Annotated in this window: 16 protein-coding genes; 6 read left to right on the top strand and 10 right to left on the bottom strand. The window is 71.9% G+C overall.

The annotated features are described in order from the left end of the window. Positions 1–102: 102 nt before the first annotated feature. Positions 103–1335: a glycogen synthase gene (gene glgA, locus GD748_RS10295; protein WP_152195138.1), complete on the bottom strand. Its 1233-nt coding sequence runs from the start codon at positions 1333–1335 to the stop codon at positions 103–105. A 165-nt stretch (positions 1336–1500) separates the two neighbouring features. On the opposite strand from glgA, the gene GD748_RS10290 reads away from it, so the two are divergent. Together GD748_RS10290 and serB are read left to right on the top strand one after the other, a co-directional pair. Beyond that, positions 1501–2742, top strand: a complete 1242-nt coding sequence (locus tag GD748_RS10290; RefSeq protein ID WP_152195137.1) for a glucose-1-phosphate adenylyltransferase — start codon at positions 1501–1503, stop codon at positions 2740–2742. Between the two features lie 195 nt (positions 2743–2937). After that, positions 2938–3834, top strand: coding sequence for a phosphoserine phosphatase SerB (gene serB, locus GD748_RS10285; RefSeq protein ID WP_319593310.1), 897 nt, complete (start codon positions 2938–2940; stop codon positions 3832–3834). A gap of 36 nt (positions 3835–3870) precedes the next feature. Here serB and GD748_RS10280 read toward each other — a convergent pair whose 3' ends face one another. From GD748_RS10280 to fabG, 3 genes are all read right to left on the bottom strand, one after another. Further along, positions 3871–4371 (bottom strand): SixA phosphatase family protein, encoded by a 501-nt coding sequence (locus GD748_RS10280; protein WP_152195136.1) that lies wholly within the window; start codon positions 4369–4371, stop codon positions 3871–3873. Continuing rightward, the gene (fabI, locus tag GD748_RS10275; RefSeq protein ID WP_152195135.1) at positions 4371–5138 is read right to left on the bottom strand and encodes an enoyl-ACP reductase FabI; all 768 of its coding nucleotides are present in this window, start codon (positions 5136–5138) and stop codon (positions 4371–4373) included. Before fabI ends, GD748_RS10280 begins: the two co-directional genes overlap by 1 nt. Positions 5139–5216: 78 nt before the next feature. After that, positions 5217–5933, bottom strand: a complete 717-nt coding sequence (gene fabG, locus GD748_RS10270) for a 3-oxoacyl-ACP reductase FabG (protein ID WP_152195134.1) — start codon at positions 5931–5933, stop codon at positions 5217–5219. A 163-nt stretch (positions 5934–6096) separates the two neighbouring features. Between fabG and GD748_RS10265 the strand changes: the two genes are divergently transcribed. From GD748_RS10265 to GD748_RS10255, 3 genes are read left to right on the top strand one after another with little or no spacing between them, the layout of a single operon-like run. Next, a complete protein-coding gene (locus tag GD748_RS10265) occupies positions 6097–6423 on the top strand; it encodes a DUF3099 domain-containing protein (protein ID WP_226921147.1) in 327 nt (108 codons plus the stop codon). Further along, a complete protein-coding gene (locus GD748_RS10260; protein ID WP_152195133.1) occupies positions 6420–6641 on the top strand; it encodes a hypothetical protein in 222 nt (73 codons plus the stop codon). Before GD748_RS10265 ends, GD748_RS10260 begins: the two co-directional genes overlap by 4 nt. Then, positions 6638–7528 carry an SURF1 family cytochrome oxidase biogenesis protein gene (locus GD748_RS10255; protein WP_152195132.1) on the top strand — a complete coding sequence of 297 codons (891 nt, stop codon included), beginning with the start codon at positions 6638–6640 and terminating at the stop codon, positions 7526–7528. Before GD748_RS10260 ends, GD748_RS10255 begins: the two co-directional genes overlap by 4 nt. Here the strand turns inward: GD748_RS10255 and GD748_RS10250 are convergent. Further along, positions 7515–9128 carry an ABC-F family ATP-binding cassette domain-containing protein gene (locus GD748_RS10250; RefSeq protein WP_152195131.1) on the bottom strand — a complete coding sequence of 538 codons (1614 nt, stop codon included), beginning with the start codon at positions 9126–9128 and terminating at the stop codon, positions 7515–7517. The two genes, GD748_RS10255 and GD748_RS10250, sit on opposite strands and share 14 nt — an antisense overlap. A 356-nt stretch (positions 9129–9484) precedes the next feature. Between GD748_RS10250 and ypfJ the strand changes: the two genes are divergently transcribed. Beyond that, positions 9485–10360 (top strand): KPN_02809 family neutral zinc metallopeptidase, encoded by an 876-nt coding sequence (gene ypfJ, locus GD748_RS10245; RefSeq protein ID WP_152195130.1) that lies wholly within the window; start codon positions 9485–9487, stop codon positions 10358–10360. 186 nt (positions 10361–10546) lie between these two features. On the opposite strand, the gene GD748_RS10240 is transcribed toward ypfJ, so the two are convergent. From GD748_RS10240 to sufC, 5 genes are all read right to left on the bottom strand, one after another. Then, complete coding sequence (locus GD748_RS10240; RefSeq protein ID WP_152195129.1) at positions 10547–12022, bottom strand: nucleobase:cation symporter-2 family protein; 1476 nt, start codon at positions 12020–12022, stop codon at positions 10547–10549. Positions 12023–12446: 424 nt separating this feature from the next. Continuing rightward, on the bottom strand, positions 12447–12779 hold the full coding sequence (locus GD748_RS10235; protein ID WP_152195128.1) for a metal-sulfur cluster assembly factor: 333 nt from the start codon (positions 12777–12779) through the stop codon (positions 12447–12449). Then, entirely contained in the window at positions 12776–13261 is a 486-nt protein-coding gene (gene sufU, locus GD748_RS10230) for a Fe-S cluster assembly sulfur transfer protein SufU (RefSeq protein ID WP_152195127.1), read from the bottom strand. Before sufU ends, GD748_RS10235 begins: the two co-directional genes overlap by 4 nt. Further along, positions 13254–14597 carry a SufS family cysteine desulfurase gene (locus tag GD748_RS10225; RefSeq protein ID WP_152195126.1) on the bottom strand — a complete coding sequence of 448 codons (1344 nt, stop codon included), beginning with the start codon at positions 14595–14597 and terminating at the stop codon, positions 13254–13256. The genes sufU and GD748_RS10225 overlap by 8 nt, the downstream gene beginning before the upstream one ends. 17 nt (positions 14598–14614) lie before the next feature. Further along, positions 14615–15373, bottom strand: coding sequence for a Fe-S cluster assembly ATPase SufC (sufC, locus tag GD748_RS10220; RefSeq protein ID WP_152195125.1), 759 nt, complete (start codon positions 15371–15373; stop codon positions 14615–14617). Between the last annotated feature and the right edge of the window lies 1 nt (position 15374).

The following is a 15374-nucleotide window of genomic DNA, read 5'->3' as shown; positions in this document are numbered from 1 at the left end:
CCCGAGCCGGATCGGTGAGGAATCGGTGCAGCAGATGCATCGTTTCCTCACCGATCGCCGGAGCCGCGGCCGGGACGTCGTCGCGCCGGCGGGTACCCCGGCTCAGCCGCGCAGCACCGAGCGGTAGACCTCGAGCGTGCGCTCGGCGATGGCGTCCCACGAGAAGTGGTCCTCCACCCGCTGCCTGGCGGCGACCCCCATGCGCGCGGCCCGCTCGGGGTCGGTGACCACGGCGGTGAGCGCGTCGGCGAGATCGCGCTCGAACGTCTCGGGGTCCACCGGCGCGCCGGTTCCGTCGGCGACCTGGTCGATCGGGACCAGGGTGCCGGTGACGCCGTCGTCGATGACCTCGGGGATGCCCCCGGTGGCGGATCCCACCACGGGAAGGCCGACGGCCATGGCCTCGAGGTTGACGATGCCGAGCGGCTCGTAGACAGAGGGGCACACGAAGACCGTGCCGGCGGCCAGGACCGCGACGAGCTCGGGACGGGGAAGCATCTCCTCGATCCAGATCACGCCGTCGCGCCGGTCCTGGAGGTTCTCCACCAGCGAGGTGACCTCGGCGGCGATCTCCGGGGTGTCCGGGGCGCCCGCGCACAGCACGAGCTGGACCTCCGCCGGCAGCTGCTCGACGGCGCGCAGCAGGTGGGGCAGGCCCTTCTGGCGGGTGATGCGGCCGACGAAGACGACCGTGGGGCGGGTGGCGTCGATGCCGAGGCGGGCGAGCGTGGCCGCCGCTGCCTCCTCCTCGCCCGGGGTGCCGGGCCGCCGCCAGCCGTCGAGGTCGATGCCGTTGTGGACGACGCGCACCTTGTCGGCGTCGATGTGCGGGTAGGACCGCAGAATGTCCTCGCGCATGCCGCCGGAGACGGCGATCACGGCGGCGGCGCCCTCGTAGGCGGTGCGCTCGGCCCAGCTCGACAGCGCGTACCCGCCGCCGAGCTGCTCGGCCTTCCACGGCCGCAGCGGCTCGAGGCTGTGCGCGGAGAGCACGTGCGGCACGTCGTGCAGCAGCCCGCCGACGGTGCCGGCCAGGTTGGCGTACCAGGTGTGTGAGTGCACCAGGTCCGTGCCGGCGAGGTTGGCCGCCATGGCGAGGTCCACGCCGAACGTGCGCAGCGCGGCGTTGGCGCCCTCGAGGCCGGCCAGGTAGTCGTACCCGGTCACGGGAACCTCGACGTCGCCGGTGGTGTCGCCGGTCAGGCGCGGCCCGTCGAAGGCGTGCACCCGCACGTCCACGCTCTTGCGGAGCACGCGGGCCAGCTCGGTGACGTGCACGCCGGCGCCGCCGTAGACGTGGGGCGGGTACTCGCGAGTGAGGAGGTCGACCCTCATGATCATCTGCTCCCTGTGGCCGGTCGGCGGCGGTGCCGCACGTTGTCGGTCGCGTCGGCGCGACCACCGGGTCCAGCATGCCCGTCCGGACCGGGGCCGGAGCAACACCGTGCAAGATGTTGCCATCGCGAGCCTCTCGCGACGCTTCGGCCCTAAGGTCGGGGCATGGCAGCTCCACGAGTTCTGGCAATCGTCCTGGCCGGTGGCGAGGGCAAGCGGCTGATGCCCCTGACGACGGACCGGGCCAAGCCGGCCGTGCCGTTCGGCGGGATCTACCGGCTCATCGACTTCGCCCTGTCCAACCTGGTGAACTCCAACTTCCTGCGGATCGTCGTGCTGACGCAGTACAAGTCGCACAGCCTGGACAAGCACATCGCCAAGACGTGGCGGATGTCGAACCTCCTGGGCAACTACGTCGCCCCCGTGCCCGCGCAGCAGCGGGTGGGCAAGAACTGGTTCCTGGGGAGCGCCGACGCGATCTACCAGTCGCTGAACCTGCTCGACGACGAGCGGCCGGACATCGTCGTCGTGGTCGGCGCGGACAACATCTACCGCATGGACTTCTCCCAGATGGTGGAGCAGCACATCGACTCGGGCTTCCCGCTCACGGTGGCCGGGATCCGTCAGCCCCTGTCGATGGCGGACCAGTTCGGGGTGATCCAGGCGGACAAGGACAACCCCCACAAGATCGCCGAGTTCCTCGAGAAGCCCACGGACGCCGTCGGGCTCGTCGACTCCCCGGACGAGGTCCTCGCCTCGATGGGGAACTACGTGATGGACGCCGACGCGCTGATCGAGGCGGTCAGCTCCGACGCCAAGGACGCGAGCTCCAAGCACGACATGGGTGGCTCGATCGTCCCGGCGTTCGTGGCCGACGGCGCAGCCGGCCTGTACGACTTCACCTTCAACGACGTGCCCGGCTCGACCGACCGCGACAGGAACTACTGGCGCGACGTCGGGACGGTGGACGCCTACTACGACGCCAACCAGGACCTGATCTCCGTCTACCCCGTCTTCAACCTCTACAACGACGAGTGGCCGCTGTTCACCGGCTACACCGGCCTGCCGCCGGCGAAGTTCGTGTACGGCAACCGCGAGCGCCTCGGCCACGCGCTGGACTCGCTGATCTCCCCCGGGGTGATCATCTCCGGCGGCGAGGTGGTCGGCTCCGTGCTCTCCCCCGGCACCCGGGTGAACTCCTGGTCCTCGGTGCGCGACTCCGTCCTCTTCGACGGCGTCCAGGTGGGCCGCAACGCCACCGTCAACCGGGCGATCCTGGACAAGAACGTCCACGTGCGCGAGGGCGCGCAGATCGGGATCGACGCCGAGCACGACCGCGCCCGCGGCTTCACCGTCACCGACTCGGGCATCACCGTGGTGCCCAAGGGCGGCGTCGTCGACCGCTGAGCGCAGCCCTCGGAGCACCACCCGCCAAGCGGAACCTGGAGCTATCACCCGCTGCCCGGAGACCTGGGGCCGACGCCGTCACGCACGCTCGAAGACCGGGGGCCGACGCCGTCACGCACGGTCGGAGACCGGGGCGCGACGCCGTCACGCGGACGCTCGGACGACGGCGTGGCCCCCGCCCGTAGGCTGCCCATCGTGAGCGAGAACCCCGCGGTCTCCGTCGGCCTGGTCGCCCCCCGCCCGATCCCCCAGAGCCTGCTGCAGCACGCCCGCGCCCTGCTCGGCCTGGTCGCCGACGACGTGACCGAGCGCGAGACCACCCGGCCCGGGGTGTTCGCCCATGCGCTGCGGGGCACGCTGCGACCGGCGGCGGCGGCCGACGGGCTCGCCGCCGAGCTGCGCGGTCCGGCCACGGCGCTGGGCGTCGACGCGGCGGTCACGACCGGCGCCCTGGCGTCGGACGGCGTCGGCCTGCTCGTCATGGACGTGGACTCGACCCTCATCACCGCGGAGGTCATCGAGCTGCTCGCCGAGCACGCCGGCACCCGCGCGGAGGTGGCGGCGGTGACCGAGCGGGCGATGCGCGGCGAGCTAGACTTCGCCGCCAGCCTGCGCGAGCGGGTCGCGACCCTCGCGGGTCTGGACGTCGCCGTCGTCGAGGCCGTGCGCGCTGCCGTCGAGCTCAGCGCCGGCGCGCGCGAGCTCGTCGACGCCGTGCACGCGGGCGGGGGGAAGGTGGGCGTCGTCTCCGGCGGCTTCGCCGAGATCGTCACCCCGCTCGCCGCGTCGCTCGGCATCGACCACGTGGTCGCGAACACCCTCGAGACGGCGGACGGCCGCCTCACCGGCCGCACGACCGGCCCCGTCGTGGACCGGGCGGCCAAGGAGGCGCACCTGCGCGCGTGGGCCGCGGCCGACGGCGTCCCGCTCGAGCGGGTGGTCGCCGTCGGCGACGGCGCGAACGACCTGGACATGATCCGCGCAGCCGGGCTCGGGGTGGCGTTCTGCGCCAAGCCGGTGGTGCAGGAGCAGGCCGACGCAGCGGTTGGCTTCCCCCGGCTGGACGCCGTGCTGGGGCTGCTCGGCCGCTGACGGGTCACCGCGCCCCCCGTCGGTCCTGCTACGCCGTCAGTCCGCGACCCGGACCAGCCGGGTCAGGTGCGCGGTCGACCGGTCGAGCTCGGCCCAGGGTGTGCTCAGGTCGAGCACGCACGCCGAGGCCGTCGGGACGCCCAGGCTGACCTGCTGGGCGAGGTCGTCGCGGGTGTCGTGCAGCAGGGAGGCGAGACCCGACATGGTGGGCTCGTGCCCGACGACCAGCACGGTCGACGTCCGGGGGTCGATCTCCTGCAGCATGGCGAGCACCTGCCGCGGCCCGGCCTGGTAGAGCTCCTCGCGGATCTCGTGCTCGCGCACGGTCAGGCCCTGGGTCAGCAGCTTGAAGGTCTCGGTGGTGCGCAGGGCGCCGGAGACCAGCGCAACGTCGACCGCCCCGGTGACGGCGTCGATCCGCTCGCCGAGCGCGCCGGCCTGCGTGCGGCCCTTGGCGGCGAGGGGCCGCATGGCGTCGCCGAGGTCGCCCTCGGGCTCGGCCTTGGCGTGCCGCACGAGGACGAGGGTGCGCGCCATCAGATCCCCATCGCGTGGACGCCGCCGTCGACGTGGACGATCTCCGCGGTGGTCTTGGGGAACCAGTCCGAGCACAGTGCCACCACGGTGCGGGCCGTGGGCTCGGCGTCGGAGACGTCCCAGCCGAGCGGCGCGCGCTCGTCCCAGCCGCCCTCGACCTGGTCGAAGCCCGGGATGGAGGTCGCCGCGGTGGTGCGCACCGGGCCGGCGGAGACGAGGTTGACCCGGATGCCCTGCGGCCCGAGGTCGCGGGCGAGGTAGCGCGAGGTCGACTCGAAGGCGGCCTTGGCCACGCCCATCCAGTCGTAAACGGGCCACGCGAAGGAGGCGTCGAACGTCAGGCCCACGACGGCGGAGCCGGGCGCCATGAGCGGCTTGGCGGCGACGGCCAGGGCCTTGAGGGAGAACGCGGAGACGTGCACGGCGGTGGCCACGTCCTCCCACGTGCCGGCGAGGAAGTTCCCGCCCATGACCTCCTTCGGTGCGAAGCCGATGGAGTGCACGACGGCGTCGAGGTGGTCGGCGTGCTCACGGACGGCGTCGGCCAGGCCGTCGAGGTCCTCCTGGCTCTGGACGTCGAGCTGGACCACCGGCGCGGGCGAGGGCAGGCGCCGGGCGGTGACCTCGGTGAGCCGGAACTGGCGGCCGAAGGAGGTCAGGATCACGGTGGCGCCCTGCTCCTGGGCCAGCCGGGCCACGTGGAAGGCGATCGAGTTGTCCTTGAGGACCCCGGTCACCAGGATCGTCTTGCCCTCGAGCAGTCCCATCGGTTCTCCTTCTTCTCGCGGCGCGGTGCGCCCTGCGTGAGCGTGCGGCGCCCGTGGGGGCGCCGTCGGGTCAGGTGGTCAGTGGCCCATCCCGAGCCCGCCGTCCACGGGGACGACGGCTCCGGAGATGTAGGCGGCGTCCTCGCTCGCGAGGAACTGGACGGCAGCCGCGACGTCGTCCACGGAGCCGAAGCGGCCGGCGGGGATCGCGCCGAGGTAGGCCTGCTGCTGCTTCTCGGGCAGCGCCTGGGTCATGGCGGTGTCGATGAACCCCGGGGCGACGACGTTGGCGGTGATGCCGCGCCCGCCCAGCTCGCGGGTGATGGAGCGCGCGATACCGACGAGCCCGGACTTCGACGCCGAGTAGTTGACCTGGCCGGGCCCGCCGTAGAGGGCCACGACCGAGGAGATGAGAACGATGCGCCCGCGGCGCGCACGGATCATGGCCTTGCTGGCGCGGCGGGCCACGCGGAAGGCACCTGCGAGGTTCGTGTCGACGACGGTCTCGAAGTCCTCGTCGCTCATCCGCATCAGGAGCTGGTCGCGGGTGACGCCGGCGTTGGCGACGACCACCTCGACGGGGCCGTGCTGCTCCTCGACGGCGGTGAAGGCGGCGTCGACCGAGGCGGTGTCGCGCACGTCGCCGACGACCCCGAGGACGCCGTCGGGCAGCTCCCCGGAGCGGTAGATGGTGGCGACCTTGTCGCCCGCGGCGACGAAGCGCTCGGCGATGGCTCGTCCGATGCCCCGGTTGGCCCCGGTCACCAGCACGCTGCGCCCACCCTGCTCGGTCACGATCGTCTCCGTCTCATCCGCCTGCGTTGCGTGGAAACCGTAGCCGACGCGTGCAGCCGCGGGCGACGAGCGCCCATGCGGCGGCCGTGGCACCGCCCACAGTCGATGCCGGCAGCGCCGAACCGGCGCCGCCGCGGGCGGCCCTGAAGCGTAGCCTTGAGGGGTGAGGATTCCCGGCCGGTCGCACAGGGGGTCGCAGGTCCAGGCGATCACCTCGGCACCGCGCGCCCTGGCCGAGGACGTGCACGCCCGCACCGTTCGCTACCTCGTCTCGATGGGCATCCGCACCGCGTGCTTCCTGCTGCTCCTCGTGGTCCCGGGGTGGTGGAAGTGGGTGTGCGTGGCCGGTGCGGTCATCCTGCCGGGCATCGCGGTGCTCATGGCGAACGCCGGGCGCGTACGGCCTGAGCCGCCCACGACCTACCTCACCCCCCAGGACACGCCGCCGAAGCAGCTGCCCTACGACCCGACGACGGAGTACCTGCGATGACATCGGACGAGCGCGTGCTGCGCTGCAGCGCCAAGGGCTGCGGCGCCGAGGCTGTCCACGCGCTGCTCTGGAACAACCCACGCCTGCACACCACCGGCCGCCGCAAGGTCTGGCTCGCCTGCGACGCGCACCGCGAGCACCTGAGCAGCTTCCTCTCTACGCGCGACTTCCTGCGCGACGTCGTCGCCGTGTCCGAGCTCGACGAGACGCACGGGTGAGCCCGTCGACGTCCCCGGCCAGGCGCTACGCCTTCCTGCGCACCCGACGCTGGGCCGGCCTCATCGCGGCCATGGTCGTGGTCTCGGTGACGTGCGCCCTGCTGGGGGTGTGGCAGTGGGGCCGGTACGAGTCCCGGTACGCCGAGGCCAGGCAGGTCGAGGCGGTGCACGACGCCGAGCCGGTGCCGCTCACCGAGGCGCTGGACTCCCTCGCCGGGCCCGTCGGCACCGACGAGGCCTGGCGGACGGTGGAGCTGACCGGGCGCTACGTCGACGGCGGCACGGTGCTCCTGCGCAACCGGCCGGTGGACGGCACCCCCGCCGTGCACGTCGTCGCCCCGTTCGTGGCGACCACCGACGCCGGCGAGGTGCTCGTGATCGTCGACCGCGGCTGGGTCGAGGCCTCCCGGGCCGACACCGCCGGGGCGGAGCTGCCGCAGCCGCCGGCCGGCGAGGTCACGCTGACGGCCCGGCTGCGGGTCGCCGAAGAGCCGTACGACCGCGTTCCCCCGGCCGGGCAGATCTACACCCTGGCCCCCGAGCAGGTGATGGCCGGCGTCGCCACGGTGACGGACGCGGTTCCCGCCGGGCTGCCCGTGCTCGACGGCTACGTCGCCGCCGTCGCGGAGGACCCGGCGGCGACGACGGCCCTGCCCGGCTACGGCCGGCCCACGTTCAGGTACGCGACGAACATGTCCTACGCGTTCCAGTGGTGGTTCTTCTCCGCCGGTGCGCTGGCCGCCCTCGTGATCCTCGCCAGGCGGGAGGCGGCCGAGGACGCCGGCGACCGGGCCGGCTCCGAGGACGCCGTGCCGGCCCGGAAGCCGCGCCTGAGCGCAGAGGCCGAGGAGGACGCGATCGTCGAGGCGCAGCTCAGGCGAGGGTGACGAGCTCCAGGTAGGCGTCGGACCACAGGTCCTCGTCGGCGTCGGGCAGCAGCAGCACCCGCTCGGGGTTCAGCGCCTCCACCGCGCCCTCGTCGTGGGTGACCAGGACGACGGCGCCCGTGAAGGAGCGCAGCGCGGCGAGGATCTCCGCGCGGCTGGCCGGGTCGAGGTTGTTCGTGGGCTCGTCGAGCAGCAGCACGTTGGCCGAGGACACCACCAGCACGGCGAGCGCCAGGCGGGTCTTCTCGCCGCCGGAGAGCACCTTGGCGGGCTTGTCGGCGTCGTCGCCGGAGAACAGGAAGGACCCGAGGACGCTGCGGACGCCGGTGTCGTCCAGGTCCGGGGCCGCGGAGCGCAGGTTCTCCACCACGGTGCGCTCGACGTCGAGGGTCTCGTGCTCCTGCGCGTAGTAGCCGACCTTGAGCCCGTGCCCGGCGATGACCTCGCCGGTGTCCGGGTCCTCCACGCCGCCGAGGATGCGCAGCAGCGTGGTCTTGCCCGCGCCGTTCAGCCCGAGGACGACGACCTTGGAACCACGGTCGATCGCCAGGTCGACGTCGGTGAAGACCTCGAGCGAGCCGTAGGACTTGCTCAGCCCCTCGGCCGTCAGCGGCGTCCTGCCGCAGGGCGCGGGGTCGGGGAAGCGCAGGTGGGCGACCTTGTCCGCCCGGCGCACGTCCTCGAGCCCGGAGAGCAGGCGCTCGGCGCGGCGGGCCATGTTCTGCGCGGCGACGGTCTTGGTGGCCTTGGCCCGCATCTTGTCGGCCTGGGCCATGAGCTGGCCGGCCTTCTTCTCGGCGTTGGCGCGCTCGCGGTGGCGCCGGCGCTCGTCGGCCTCGCGCTGCTTGATGTAGGCGTCCCAGCCCATGTTGTAGACGTCGAGCACGCTGCGGTTCGCGTCCAGCAGCCACACGTGGTTGACGGTCTCGCGCAGCAGCTCGACGTCGTGGGAGATCACGACGAAGCCGCCGGAGTAGTTCTTCAGGTACTCGCGCAGCCAGACGATCGAGTCGTGGTCGAGGTGGTTGGTCGGCTCGTCGAGCAGCAGGGTCTGGACCCCGGAGAAGAGGATGCGGGCGAGCTCGACGCGGCGGCGCTGACCGCCGGAGAGCGTCTCCAGCGGCTGGTCGAGCACACGGGTGGGCAGCCCCAGGTTGGAGGTGATGCGGGCCGCCTCGGACTCCGCGGCCCACCCGCCCTGGGCGGCGAACTCCGCGTCGAGGCGCACGTACTTCTCCATCGCCTTCTGCTGCTCGTCGCCCTCGGTGGTGGCCATCTTCTGCTCGGCCCGCCGCACGCGGCGCACGATCTCGTCCAGGCCGCGGGCGGAGAGCACCCGGTCGCGGGCGAGGACGTGCAGGTCGCCGGTGCGCGGGTCCTGCGGGAGGTAGCCGATGTCGCCGGAGCGCACGATCTGGCCGGTGTGCTGGACCACCGAGGCGGTCTCGTCCTGGCCGGAGAGCAGCTTCGTGAGCGTGGTCTTGCCGGCCCCGTTGCGTCCGACGAGGCCGATCCGCATGCCGGCGTCGATGCGGAAGCTCGCCTCGTGGAGGAGCTCCCGGGCGCCGATGCGCATGGAGACGTCGTGGGCGGTGATCACAGGGCAGACCTCAAGACACGGATGTGGGGATGGGGGCACCGAGGCGGTGCGCCGACCAGTCTACGGGGCGGGCCTGAGCCCGCCGAGAGAAATTGCTCTCACCCCCACGTGCAGCGGACGCCTACCGCTCCCTGCGCCGACGAGATCGCTCCGATGGTCGCGACAGCGACCAGATCAGCGACTGGAGCGGGGATGGCGGTACCCACGTCTGCCCTGTGGTCGGGTCGAAGGCCCCGATCGCCAGACGGTCGGTCCGGGCGGTCGGTCCGAGCGGTCGGTCCGAGCGGTCGGTCCGAGCGGTCGGTCCGGGCGCCGCCCCGAGTGCCCCTGCCACGGACCCGCAATACGTTGTGCTCATGACCTTCAACGAGGGTGTCCGGGCCGATCCCGGGCGAGTGCGGAGCTCACGCGGGGCCAAGGGTGCCGCCATCGGCGGCGGGGCGGGCGTGATCGCGCTGCTCGTGTTCCTCTTCACGGGCCAGGACGTCTCGGGCATCCTCGGCGGCGGTGAGCAGGTGGCGTCGCAGCCAGGCGACGACTTCTCCCACTGCCAGACCGGCGCCGACGCCAACGAGTTCGTCGAGTGCCGCATGGTGTTCACCGCCGACGCCCTCGACCAGTACTGGGTGGCGGCCCTGCCCGAGCAGGCCGGGATCGAGTACCAGCAGCCCGCCTTCACCGTCTTCGAGAACTCCGTCGGCACCGGCTGCGGGAACGCCACCTCCGCCGTCGGACCGTTCTACTGCCCGCCGGACGCCGGCGTCTACCTCGACACCGGGTTCTTCGACCAGCTGGAGACCCGGCTCGGGGCGGAGAACGCGCCGCTGGCGCAGATGTACATCGTCGCCCACGAGTGGGGGCACCACATCTCCAACCAGCAGGGCATCATGGACGCGATCGATCGGCAGGACACCGGGCCGACGTCGGACGGCGTCCGCCTCGAGCTCCAGGCCGACTGCTACGCCGGGATGTGGGTGGGCCAGGCCGCCACGGTGGTCGACCCCGACTCGGGCGAGACCTTCATCCAGCCGCCGACCCGGCAGCAGGTCGCCGACGCCCTCGACGCCGCGGCCGCCGTCGGCGACGACCGGATCCAGCAGGGCGCCGGCCAGGAGGTCAACCCCGAGGCGTGGACGCACGGCTCGGCCGAGCAGCGCATGCGCTGGTTCACCACCGGCTACGAGCAGGGCTCGATGGCCGCCTGCGACACGTTCTCGGCCGGCCGGCTCTGACGCCGGGTCCGGGTCCCCTGGAAACGCCGGCCCTGAACTCGCCCCGCCCGAACGCCACGACGCGGAGAGACTCTGGCCCTCGCGTGGCTCGGGGTCAGAGCGAGGTGGCTCGACACACAAGGCCCCGGGGCGGACGAACCGCCCCGGGGCCTCTGACATGGTCCCGGCCGAGCCGGGCTGTGCGTCTTACCGGCCGCTGCCGGGGTCGTGCTCGCCCTCGACGGCGAGCTCGGCCTCCCGGCCCTCGCCCGCACGACCGTTGCCGCCACCCCGGTTCTGCCCCTGGCGCTCCAGTGCCGCACGGACCTCGTCAGGTCGGGTGAGAGACTGCGGGATACCCCGTGCGTGGTGATCCCCCGAGATCTCCGTGTGAACCAGCTGCTCGCGGTTGAGCAGCAGGTTCAGCAGGATCGCGGCGATCGCACCGGCACTGATGCCGGAGTGGAAGATCAGCTGGAACCAGTCCGGGAACTCGGCGTAGATGCCCGTCGAGACGGTGGGCAGCAGCGCGATGCCCACCGAGATCGCCACCACCAGGACGTTGGTGTTGGTGAAGTGGACGCGGGTGAGCGTGCGCACGCCGGCGGCGACCACCATGCCGAACAGCGCGATCCCGGCCCCGCCGAGCACGGCGCGCGGCACGCCCTCGACGATCGCGGCGACCTTGGGCACCAGCCCGAGCGCGATCAGGATGACGCCGGACATCGCGGTGACATAGCGGGACTTCACGCGGGTGAGGCTGACCAGGCCGACGTTCTGGGCGAACGCGGTGTAGGGAAAGGTGTTGAAGAACCCGCCGAGCAGCGTGGAGAGGCCGTCCGCGCGCAGACCGTCGGCGAGCTGCTTGCGGCCGACGGGCCGGTCGACGATCTCCCCGACGGCGATCATGTCGCCGGTGGTCTCGGTCATGATCACCAGGCCGACGACGAGCATGGAGATCACGGCGGCGATCGGGAACGTCGGGATGCCGAAGTGCAGCGGCGTGATGATGGCGAACCAGCCGGCGTCACCGACGCCCGACCAGTCGACCATGCCGAACGGGATCGCGATCAGCGTTCCGACCACCAGGCCGAGGAGCACCGAGATGCGCGCCAGCGCGGGCGGCGCGAACTTCTCGAGCAGGATGATGAAGAGCAGCGTGCCGGCGGCGAAAGCGAGGTCCCTGGGCTCCGCGGACTCCTGGTTGTTGGTGATCCAGCCCGCGGCCACGCCCATGAGCGACAGGCCGATGATCATGATGACGGTGCCGGTCACCAGGGGCGGGAAGAAACGCAGCAGCGACCCGAACACCGGCGCCAGCGCGATCATGAAGAGACCGCAGGCGATGGTGGCGCCGAAGATGGCGGTGATGTCGTACTGGTTCCCGATGGCGATCATCGGACCGACGGCCGCGAAGGTGACGCCCTGCATGAGCGGCAGGCGGACGCCGAACCGCCAGAACCCGATCGACTGGATCAGCGTGGCGATGCCGGCGACGAAGAGGTCGGCGCTGATCAGGAAGGCGATGTCGTTGGCGGAGTAGCCGAGCGCGCTGCCGAGGATCAGTGGGACCGCGACGGCACCGGCGTACATCGCCAGCACGTGCTGGAGCCCCAGCGGGAAGAGCCGAGCGAGCTTCGGGATCTCGTCGACCGGATGCTTGTCGACCGCGGCGTTGGACATGTATGACCTCCTCGTTGAAGCCGGGCAGTGCGGCGAACGTACACCAGCGCGGCCTCGATCAGAAGAGGTTTGGGGCAAATATCGAAAGTGCGTTTCCGCTGAGCGAAAACATCACGGTCAGGATGGGCGCCGTACGTCTCACTAACTGAGACACGACTTGTCCCGTCTCCGCGGGACTTCGCCGATTGACACGTTGCGCACCGGTTCTGGGGCGGTGCGACGGCCGAGACGTGTCACTCGGCGCGGCGCCTGCTTCAGCGGGCCGACGTTCGCCTTCCTGGCCGGGGCCGAATCGTTCGACGCTCGCTCGTGGTGGGGCCGGACGTGCAGGTTCGGGAAGCTGGACGCACGCCGCGGCCCGGTGTCTTCCGTGAGGCACCGGGCCGCGTCGCGTCGTCGGCGGGCTGGCCGACGGGTGCGAGTGTCAGACGTTGAAGCCGATGGCGCGGAGCTGCTCACGGCCGATGGGCGTGATCTTCTCCGGGCCCCACGGCGGCATCCAGACCCAGTTGATCCGCATGCCCTCGACCAGCCCCTCGAGGGCCTGGCTGGTCTGGTCCTCGATGACGTCGGTCAGCGGGCAGGCGGCCGAGGTCAGCGTCATGTCGATGATGGCCTGGTTGTTCTGGTCGAGCGTGATGCCGTAGACCAGGCCGAGGTCGACGACGTTGATCCCGAGCTCGGGGTCGATGACGTCGCGCATGGCCTCCTCGACGTCGGCGGCCGTGGTCGGCGAGGGGTTGATCGTCTCGCTCATGAATCCTCCTTCTGCGACGGCTCTGCCGTCAGGGCGTGGGCGAGGGCGTCGCGCAGGGCCATCCAGCCGAGCAGCGCGCACTTGATGCGGGCAGGGTATCGGGCCACTCCCACGAACGCCGCGGCGTCCTCCAGGGAGTCCTGCTTCTCGGCGTCGAGCTCCTTGCCGCGGTTGTGCATGAGCTCGCGGAACGTCTCGTTGAGGCGGTCCACCGTGGTGATGTCCTGGCCGGTGACCAGGTCGTTGAGGATCGACAGCGACGCCTGGGAGATGGAGCACCCCTGGCCGACCCAGCCGACCTCGGCGACGGTCGGTGCGCCGTCGCCGTGCTCCATCCGCACCCGCAGGGTGACCTGGTCGCCGCAGGTCGGGTTGACCTGGAACGACTCGCCGTCGAAGAGGGCGATCTCCCCCGCCCCGTGCTGCTCGCGCGAGTGGTCCAGGATGACCTGCTGGTAGAGCTGCTCCATCGCGTCAGCCATGGTCCACCCCGAAGAAGCGGCGCACCTGGCCGAGCTTGTCGACGAAGACGTCGATCTCCTCGGCGGTCGTGTAGAGCCCCGCCGACGCGCGGGCCGAGGCGTGCACCCCGAGCCGGCGGTGCACGGGCTGGGCGCAGTGGTGCCCGACCCGCACGGCGATGCCGGCGTCGTCGAGGACCTGGCCGACGTCGTGCGGGTGCACCCCGTCGACCGAGAACGCGACGACGGCGAGGCGGTCGACCGGGTCGGCCGGACCGAGCACCCGCACGCCCGGCACCGAGGCGATGCCGTCAAGCAGCCGGACCGTCAGGTCGTGCTCGTGCGCGGCGACGGCGTCCATGCCCAGCTCGGACAGGTAGTCCACCGCGGCGTGCAGCCCGACCGTCTGGGCCACCATCTGCGTGCCCGCCTCGAACCGGGCGGGTGCCTCGGCGTAGGTGGTGGACTCCATGGTCACCACCTGCACCATCGACCCGCCGGTGAGGAACGGCGGCATGGCGGCGAGCAGCTCGCGCCGCCCGTAGAGCACGCCGATGCCGGTCGGCCCGAGCATCTTGTGCCCGGAGAACGCGGCGAAGTCGACGTCGAGCGCCTTCAGGTCCACCGGCAGGTGCGGCACGGACTGGCACGCGTCCAGCACGACCAGCGCACCGGCCCGGCGAGCCAGGGCGACGACGTCGGCCACCGGGCTCAGCGCGCCGGTGACGTTGGAGGCGTGGGTCAGGGCCACGACCTTCGTGCGCTCGGTGATGACGTCGAAGGTGCTCTCGTCGAGCCGGCCCTCGTCGGTGACGCCCAGCCAGCGCAGGGTGGCCCCGGTGCGGGCGCACAGCTCCTGCCACGGCACGAGGTTGGCGTGGTGCTCGGCCTCGGTGACCACGACCTCGTCGCCCGGACCGAGCCCGAACAGCTCGCGCGCGGCGTCCCCGCCCCGCCCGAGCGAGGCGTTGGACATGGCGTAGGTGACGAGGTTGAGGCCCTCGGTGGCGTTCTTCGTCCAGAGGATCTCGTCCTCGGCCACGCCCACGAAGGCGGCGACGGCGGCCCGGGCGGCCTCGTAGGCCTCGGTGGCCTCCTCGGCGAGCTGGTGGGCGCCCCGGTGCACCGCGGCGTTCCTGCGCTCGTAGAAGTCCTGCTCGGCGTCGATGACGCACTGCGGCTTCTGCGAGGTCGCGGCGCTGTCGAGGTAGACCAGCGGCCGGTCCCCGCGCACGGTACGTCCCAGCAGGGGGAAGTCCGCGCGCACGGCCGCCAGCTCCGCCGCGCTCAACGAGCGGGCGGGGCCGGCGGCGGGTGCGGCGAGGCCGGTCACCGTCGTGGGTCCGGCTGCGGTCATGAAGGGTCCCGTCCGTCTCAGACCGTGGCGGTCAGGTACTTGTCGTAGCCCTCGGCCTCGAGCTGGTCGGCCAGCTCGGCGCCGCCCTGCTCGGCCACGCGGCCCTCGACGAACACGTGCACGTGGTCGGGCTTGATGTACTGCAGGATCCGCGTGTAGTGCGTGATGAGCATGACGCCGAGCCCGGTGTTCCCGTGGACGCGGTTGACGCCCTCGGAGACCACGCGCAGCGCGTCGACGTCGAGGCCCGAGTCGGTCTCGTCGAGCACGGCGAACTTCGGGGCGAGGAGCTCCATCTGGAGGATCTCGTGGCGCTTCTTCTCACCGCCGGAGAAGTTGTGGTTGACGTCGCGCTGGGCGAACTCGGGGTCCATGCGCAGGGCGCCCATGGCGTCCTTGACGTCGCCGACCCACTGGCGCAGGGCGGGGGCCTCGCCGGTGATCGCGGTCTTGGCGGTGCGCAGGAAGTTCGACACGGTCACGCCGGGGACCTCGACGGGGTACTGCATGGCGAGGAACAGGCCCGCGCGGGCGCGCTCGTCCACGCTCATCTCGAGGACGTTCTCGCCGTCGAGGAGGACCTCGCCGTCGACCACGGTGTACTTCGGGTGCCCGGCGATGGAGTACGCCAGGGTGGACTTGCCGGAGCCGTTCGGGCCCATGATGGCGTGGATCTCGCCGGAGTTGATGGTCAGGTCGACGCCGCGCAGGATCGGCTTCGGGCCGTCGTTGGTCTCGACGGAGACGTGGAGGTTCTTGATCTCAAGGGTGGACATC

It is taken from the genome of Georgenia subflava (assembly GCF_009193155.1).
GTDB classification, from domain to species: Bacteria; Actinomycetota; Actinomycetes; order Actinomycetales; family Actinomycetaceae; genus Georgenia; species Georgenia subflava.
Note: the sequence above shows the minus strand (reverse complement) of the source record. Positions and strands in the feature narration are given on the sequence as shown.

Coding starts and splice junctions, on each gene's coding strand:
- ypfJ (WP_152195130.1), top strand. CDS start 9,485: ATGACCTTCAACGAGGGTGTCCGGGCCGATCCCGGGCGAGTGCGGAGC.
- GD748_RS10240 (WP_152195129.1), bottom strand. CDS start 12,022: ATGTCCAACGCCGCGGTCGACAAGCATCCGGTCGACGAGATCCCGAAG.
- sufC (WP_152195125.1), bottom strand. CDS start 15,373: ATGTCCACCCTTGAGATCAAGAACCTCCACGTCTCCGTCGAGACCAAC.
- fabI (WP_152195135.1), bottom strand. CDS start 5,138: ATGGGACTGCTCGAGGGCAAGACGATCCTGGTGACCGGGGTCCTCAAG.
- GD748_RS10225 (WP_152195126.1), bottom strand. CDS start 14,597: ATGACCGCAGCCGGACCCACGACGGTGACCGGCCTCGCCGCACCCGCC.
- GD748_RS10280 (WP_152195136.1), bottom strand. CDS start 4,371: ATGGCGCGCACCCTCGTCCTCGTGCGGCACGCCAAGGCCGAGCCCGAG.
- GD748_RS10290 (WP_152195137.1), top strand. CDS start 1,501: ATGGCAGCTCCACGAGTTCTGGCAATCGTCCTGGCCGGTGGCGAGGGC.
- GD748_RS10235 (WP_152195128.1), bottom strand. CDS start 12,779: ATGAGCGAGACGATCAACCCCTCGCCGACCACGGCCGCCGACGTCGAG.
- sufU (WP_152195127.1), bottom strand. CDS start 13,261: ATGGCTGACGCGATGGAGCAGCTCTACCAGCAGGTCATCCTGGACCAC.
- GD748_RS10260 (WP_152195133.1), top strand. CDS start 6,420: ATGACATCGGACGAGCGCGTGCTGCGCTGCAGCGCCAAGGGCTGCGGC.
- glgA (WP_152195138.1), bottom strand. CDS start 1,335: ATGAGGGTCGACCTCCTCACTCGCGAGTACCCGCCCCACGTCTACGGC.